Source organism: Butyrivibrio sp. INlla18, from assembly GCF_900103635.1.
Taxonomy (GTDB): Bacteria; Bacillota; Clostridia; order Lachnospirales; family Lachnospiraceae; genus Butyrivibrio.
The window spans coordinates 164,231-170,994 of record NZ_FMXK01000009.1 but is presented as its reverse complement, the minus strand read 5'-3'; the positions used below and the strand labels follow the sequence as shown (position 1 = coordinate 170,994).

Here is a 6,764-nt window from a genome sequence, read left to right as displayed (position 1 = left end):
TTTACCGAGCTACTGACAAAAACGGATGTGGCTCTTAATACTATGAATCTGACGTCGTTTAGAGCTCATAGACTCTTACTTAGATGTGAGAATTTCTATGAAATACTTCAAGGCGAAAGTGAATATATGGGAGATTATTGTGCTGGTGCAGGTGCCGCTCTTTTTAGCGGAGGACTAGGAGGAATGGAAAATGCTATTCCCAAGACTCCGATGACATCAGAACTCTACTTGGATACTACATTTTATGGAGATGGTGGAGGAGTGTTAAGTACTACCACAGATGACGCAGTACTTCAGTTTACAAATATAGCCAGCTTGAAGAATACAGTGGAAAGTTATCTGTCATCACTTGAGATTGGACAAATTGATGTTTCAGCAGAATGTGAAGCTATTCAGGATGATTGTGACAAAAAAGATAGGCTTGACACTTTATATGATTCATTTGTTAAGTATGTTTTAGGCGTAAATGCTCTCAATACTTCAGCAACTGATAGTTTTGGGGACATCGCTCAGCAAAGATATATGTTTGATTTTACAAGAACATATACATATCCAGATTATAAAGGAACTGAGCAAAATACTGTCTTACAAAGGGCACTTAGAGCAGAACTTCATGAGATGGGTATAACCGATGAGGAGATAGAGGCTGCTACAACTAAGAGTTCTTTTTCGCTTGCATCGCTTACTGCAGCTGTGGAGTCTATGGCAGCAGAGCAGCATCTTGAACAGAATGACAATAAGGAAATAGCGTTGTTTAAGTGTGTTTTATCAGGAGATTCATTAAATGGATATAACAGCTATGGACATAGCCTGGCAGATAAAGCTCAGAATTGTTGGTACTATGTGGCTACATACCAGATGGGATTGGTTCATACAGAGTACAAAGCTGGAAATCACCAGTTTTCTGATGATGGATATAAGAATTACATTGATGAAATGAATGCTGTATTTATGAGTTTACATTCAGATGAAGTATTGAGTGCTCTTAAAACTGGTGGATATCAGGTAGTAGTTAAATCTTCTGCTGAATATGTGGACGCTATGTCTACTAATAATACTTACGCAGCTAATGCTTTATATGAAAACTATAGGAAAAATTTACTTCTTTATGATGCATATATAGGTATTACAGAGAAGATAGATTCTGATACTGCTTGGTATGATGATTTTACAGCACCTGAAAGAAAGTATACGATTACTGGAATGGATTATGATAATGGATCCCTTCATTTTGAAATGTCCAGTCAAAATTATATGGAAAATTATGGACACTACCATCCAGCTGGACTTTTTGCGAATCCAGAAACATTTAGTATGGATGTGACTTTTGAAGTGGGGTATGACGCTGTTTCTGCGGCATTGGCAGAATGTTCTGATGATGCAGCTGTAGAAAATGCTTACAAGGAACAAGGCAAGATGATTGAAAGCATAGTTGAAGATACAGCTATTTTAGCTAGTTCTGCCATAGGACCAGAGGGACCAGCTATTGTTGGTGGGCTCATTAAAACAAAGGATGGTTTTTCATCAGATAATGTCAAAACCCTTGTAGATAAATCTGCGTCTACAACATTGGACTATTATTACAATAACTGTAGTTTTGATGATGATTGGAAGGATAGACAAAAGAAAGCGTCAAGTATATATAGTTCAGGATCGAATCTTGTGTTTGATACATATACTTTACTTGCATCCAATGGTGTGCAGGAGGCGAAAGACATGGCAGAGGCCAATGATTATGCAAAGCTTGCCGGGTCTGTTGGTAAGTGTGTAGTTACTCAAAATGGGGAGACTACAACATATGCTACTGCTAATGTGGGATTGTATACGCCAGGATATACGAATACCTATAAAGAAATAATGACTTCTCCTGGAACTGATGGAATGCACGGATTGGCAGCACTATGTGGCTGGGACGCAGATACAGCTTATGCTATTAAGCAAGAGATAGATTCCCATACTGAGTTTACAGATGACCAGAAAACGGATATGAAAAATCTAGTAACTGGCGGATATGTAATTGATGAAAATACAAGTTATTCTCAGCTATATGATTACTTGGACACTATTAATACAGACTATGAATCAGTTAAGCAAGATAGTACTGTTGATGCTGTACCTGGAGTAACCGTTTTTGAAGGCTGGAATAGCGGTGTTAATGCTTTGAGATAATTGAAAAAAGGCTTAAAGGGGAAAATAAACATGAAAAAAGACAGACCATTACTTGTTTATATGTTAGTTGCAGCTACTGTATTGCTTCTTAGAATTATCAATTTATTTGTGCCTGTTAATCTTACTTTGTTATTTGCGCTTTTGGCAGTAGTTAGAGCTATATTTGCAAAGAAAAGTGCTGATTATGTTAATGACAAATATGTGGGAATAAAGGAAAACTCAGAACTGATCGTGTCCAGAATTGATGCAGAAGAATACCTGCCTAAGGCACACAGAACTTTTAGATATCTGGCTTGGCTTTGCACGGCCGATGCTGTGTCATCAGTGATTTGTGCTCTTGCTAATCCAGATGCGGTATTGCAGGTGAGTTTTGGAGTTATGGTTTTGCAACAGGCTTTGGATATTATTGGAATGACTATGATAGCAATGTTTGTGAATGAAAATGAATCTTTTTATTTCAGGGTAGGAATTATTTGGATTCTCTTGATATTATTACAGGCCGTTTATTCAGTGGTAACAGTTGTGATAGCTTTCCAAGGTGACGTTAAGAAAACTACTGCAAGCTTAATGATGCTTTACTTAATCATGATACTGTATTTCTTATATAGATATACAATCGTTAAAACCTTTGAAGAAAAGAGAAGTTAAAATATATGGAACTGTTATTTATCTCTTTGGATGAAGAGTATGTTGGCATAATTGAAGGAGCTTTAGTTACTGGATTATCTCGAAAGATGAAGATATCTGTTATTTCTGATATAAGATTTTTGACTGAGTATTCTAATAGTGAGCATAAGGTGAGTATTCTTATCATTGATGAAAAGTGTCTTGGTTATGCAGAAAAAATAAAAGCAGATAAGACATTTGTAATTACTGAAAAGAATGATGCCAGTGATACAACTATATACAAGTATGGTGGAGCACAGGCTGTAATGCGGGCTATTCCACTTGAGTTTATAAGAAATGATGGAAGTAAACTTAAGGAGACCAAGATAATAAAAGTTCTGTCAGCATGTGGTGGAAGTGGAAAGACTACAACTGCAGTTGGCGTTTCTAGAGCTCTTTTTGAGATGGGAAGAAAGGTTCTATATATCAATACTGAGAATATTCAAAACTTTTCATTTGTTATTCAGGAAGAGAAGCGTTTATCTGAAGATATTATAAGACTACTTACTAGATCAGTATCCGTTTCTTGTGATTACTTACTAAGTAGTTTAGAAAATAAGGGATTTGACTACGTTCCTCAAATAGATGGTCTTTTATCTTCATGGCAAATCTCACTAGATGTTTTGCTTGATATTGCTTATGGTATACGAGATAAGAATATTTACGACTATATAGTTGTAGAAATGCCCAAAGAGATTATATCCAAAGAATCATTCATGGTTCATGAAAATGAGAATGTAATATTAACGCTTTTACAAGATGAATATTCGTACCTAAAGACTAAGGCTCTGATTAAGGATATGGGCTATAAGTCAAGCAACTGCGTTTTGGTCTGCAACAAGTATGATGAGAATGAAAATATAGCCTTTGAACAGGAGATTGAAAACTGTCCTGTTTGCGAATATATCAAGGCAGATAAGACAAAGCAGTTTACTGATTGCTTTGTTAGAACTGCAACAGCAGTAAGCTAATACACGAAAAATACCCCGTTTCCAATAGGAAACGGGGGTTGTAATCTCATTAAAGCTCTGCGAAGAGAAGATCAGCCGATAGCTTTCTTAACAGCTTCAGCTTTACACAGGAATGAAGATTGAGACAGCATAATTCAAATAATACATATTTGTTTAAAATCCTTAAGAACTCCCTTAACAAATGGGAGTTCTTTTTATTATAAAAAGCTGTAAAAGTGCAACAAAAGTACATTTATAAGCATTAAAAATATTGCGGAAAACGTAATATTATTTTATAATTTTCTATGTTTTTTAAATAATTAAATTGAGGATAGGGGAAAACGGTACCATATGGGAAGCGGCAAGAAAAATGTACTTATATTGTTTCTAATAGTAATAATATGCACAGGTTGTGTTAGTTTTTTTAATAAGAATACTATCAATTCATCCTACGAAGAATGGATAGATGAAATTGGCATATTAAGTGAAAAAGGATTAAAGGTTGATACCTATAGAGAGGCTGATGACTATATTGAAATAGTATTGAGATGTGATAAGAGTGAAAATCAGTTCGTTCAATTTAATGAGCTGGTACAAAAACATAATGAATTTGTTGATAAGAACGTAAGTTATTTAGTAACGTGAACAATCGGTGTAAGACCAAACAAAAAAACAGACTTCATATATCCTAAATCTGTCCTTTTGTTTGGGCTTCAGACCGATTTTCATCAGAGTGAACTAAGTCGCGTCCGGGTGGCTGTGGAATTTCAATCTGCCACCATTTATACAAATCTTATCATTGTTTCCGGCTAAAAGACATCAGCCATTCTCAAATACAGTCTTTATTCCACGCAAAATAAGCCTTCGTGAAAAGGCTTGTCTATCGATATGAGATTCACTTACTCAACAAAGCATATATCTGCCGTCCATGCGAAAAGTGATGAGAGGTTCACCACACTTGGAACATTTGCAAATGTCATGGTTATAAAGAATCTTGATCTTTTCAGCAGTTGTCTTACCTCTGAGTTTGGAAAGATACTGTTCACATCCAAGAAGATTCCTGCATAGAGTCATTTTCTGCGCTTTACATCTACAGGCAAGTAGCCCATAGTAGCGTATTCTCACAAATCCTTTAGGAAGTATGTGCAGAAGAAATCGTGATACAAACTTTTCTCCTGAGATTGTCATAGGCCTATACTTGCCATCTACACGGTAGTCCTTTGCTGCGAAGGTTACATTCTCAGAATCTATACTCAGAATTCTACTGTTGCTTATAGCAATCCTGTGAGTATATTTCCCAAGGTATTTAAATACTTCCTGTGCTCCTTTGAATGTCCGCTTGGAATATACAACCCAATCCATAGCGTAGAGCTTATCAAGAAGACTTTTGAACTCATAGGTATTCCTTAGCTTTTCAGCGCCACCAGTATAAGACAGCTTCTCGTACTCATAAAGGTATTTAAGTTCTTCCAGATAGTATCTTTTGAAGACAGCAGACATAACCTTAACTGGTAGGAAGAATTTATTTCCTTTGTCCTTCCAATGATTCTTGCTATCAAGCCCACCACCCAGAACTATCGTATGAATATGCGGATGATAGTTAAGTTTGGATCCCCATGTATGAAGAATACAGATGTAGCCTATCTTTGCGCCAAAGTGCTTGGTATCTTTGGAAAGCTCTGACAGAGTTTTATTAGTTGCATGGTAAAGCGCATCATAAAGAAGCTTCTGATTGGCATAGATCAGAGGATACAAAAGTCCCGGGACAGTAAATACAGTATGGAAGTATGGCGCATCCAGTACATCTTCACGCCTTAAGTCTATCCACTCATCCACCTCCATTGCCTGGCACATAGGGCAGTGCCTGTTTTTGCAGGAGTTGTAATGTATAAACTTTGAATGACAGGATTCACACTCACTTACATGCGCACCCATTTCAGCAGTGCGGCAGGATCTTATACATTGAATTGCTCTGAACTGTTCATCAGAAAACGATCTGTCAGCGACCATTGGCAGGAACTGCTCAAATACATCCTGTATGGTCACGTTATTCATCCCCATTGTCCTCATTGTCTTTTGAAGTATCTTCCTCTATTGGAAGATCAAATGGACTCTTGACACCCATAATTGCTTTATTTGTCACATGAACGTAAATGGCAGTGGAAGAAGCAGATTTGTGTCCTAACAGTGTCTGCACATACTCTCTAGGCGTTTCGTTTTCTATAAGATGGGTAGCAAAAGAATGGCGCAGGATATGAGGATGCACATCAATCCCGGCCTCTGCTCCAATTTTTTTTAACATGATCTCGATACCGCCAGTTTTTAAAGGCTTATGGGGCTTGCGAAGAGTAACAAATAGAGTGTCTCTTTCCTCCGGGCATTCACGCCAGTATTGCTTTAGAAGTTCAAGCGTCCGTTCTGAAAGAATGCTCCAATGATCACCATGATTTTTACTGTTGCGGACATGAATCTGCATAGTAGACATATATATGTCACCAGGAGCGAGCTTTACAACCTCACCTACCCTTAATCCAGACGAATAGATCAATGCAATGATTGCTTTGTTTCGGGTATTTTTGGCAGTGTCCACAAGCTTTTCTATTTCAGAGCGGGTTAAGACTTGGGGGAGAGTCCATTCAAGCTTCATGCGTGGAACAATGTCATAGTTCCATGGTTGATGGAGTATATGTTTATAAAAGAATGTGAGCGCAGAATTAATACCATTGCAATATCCCGTAGTTTTACCATCCTTACGTTTCTCCAGGATATAGTCGCGGGCATTGTAAATGGTCAGTTCATCAATGTTTTCGCAATCATTCCATGCGATAAACTTGCTGATATGATACTCATATATACTGCAGGTCCGAGGTGATAAGTTTCTGATAAAGCACTCCTCTTTGAGTTGCTTTCTAATTTCGTTATTCATAAAAAATCCTCCAGAATTAAATATTTTCAGTAATAAAAAACATTCTTCCGGAG

At 37.1% G+C, this 6,764-nt stretch carries 6 protein-coding genes; 4 read left to right on the top strand and 2 right to left on the bottom strand.

Annotation, left to right across the window (positions count from 1 at the left end):
- The 4 genes from BLS24_RS15240 to BLS24_RS08085 form a co-directional block, all read left to right on the top strand.
- A partial coding sequence (locus BLS24_RS15240; RefSeq protein ID WP_176764375.1) for a hypothetical protein occupies nucleotides 1-2,169 on the top strand: 2,169 nt, incomplete at its 5' end.
- A gap of 30 nt (nucleotides 2,170-2,199) precedes the next feature.
- Nucleotides 2,200-2,817, top strand: coding sequence for a hypothetical protein (locus BLS24_RS08095; RefSeq protein WP_091757863.1), 618 nt, complete (start codon nucleotides 2,200-2,202; stop codon nucleotides 2,815-2,817).
- Between the two features lie 5 nt (nucleotides 2,818-2,822).
- Nucleotides 2,823-3,806 carry an AAA family ATPase gene (locus BLS24_RS08090; protein WP_091757861.1) on the top strand — a complete coding sequence of 328 codons (984 nt, stop codon included), beginning with the start codon at nucleotides 2,823-2,825 and terminating at the stop codon, nucleotides 3,804-3,806.
- A gap of 330 nt (nucleotides 3,807-4,136) precedes the next feature.
- On the top strand, nucleotides 4,137-4,430 hold the full coding sequence (locus tag BLS24_RS08085) for a hypothetical protein (RefSeq protein ID WP_091757859.1): 294 nt from the start codon (nucleotides 4,137-4,139) through the stop codon (nucleotides 4,428-4,430).
- Nucleotides 4,431-4,688: 258 nt separating this feature from the next.
- Here the strand turns inward: BLS24_RS08085 and BLS24_RS08080 are convergent, their stop codons facing one another.
- Together BLS24_RS08080 and BLS24_RS08075 are read right to left on the bottom strand one after the other, a co-directional pair.
- The gene (locus BLS24_RS08080; protein WP_091757857.1) at nucleotides 4,689-5,840 is read right to left on the bottom strand and encodes an IS91 family transposase; all 1,152 of its coding nucleotides are present in this window, start codon (nucleotides 5,838-5,840) and stop codon (nucleotides 4,689-4,691) included.
- Nucleotides 5,833-6,711, bottom strand: coding sequence for a tyrosine-type recombinase/integrase (locus BLS24_RS08075; RefSeq protein WP_026515158.1), 879 nt, complete (start codon nucleotides 6,709-6,711; stop codon nucleotides 5,833-5,835). The genes BLS24_RS08080 and BLS24_RS08075 overlap by 8 nt, the downstream gene beginning before the upstream one ends.
- Nucleotides 6,712-6,764 lie beyond the last annotated feature (53 nt).

Coding starts and splice junctions, on each gene's coding strand:
- BLS24_RS08090 (WP_091757861.1), top strand. CDS start 2,823: ATGGAACTGTTATTTATCTCTTTGGATGAAGAGTATGTTGGCATAATT.
- BLS24_RS08085 (WP_091757859.1), top strand. CDS start 4,137: ATGGGAAGCGGCAAGAAAAATGTACTTATATTGTTTCTAATAGTAATA.
- BLS24_RS08075 (WP_026515158.1), bottom strand. CDS start 6,711: ATGAATAACGAAATTAGAAAGCAACTCAAAGAGGAGTGCTTTATCAGA.
- BLS24_RS08080 (WP_091757857.1), bottom strand. CDS start 5,840: ATGAATAACGTGACCATACAGGATGTATTTGAGCAGTTCCTGCCAATG.
- BLS24_RS08095 (WP_091757863.1), top strand. CDS start 2,200: ATGAAAAAAGACAGACCATTACTTGTTTATATGTTAGTTGCAGCTACT.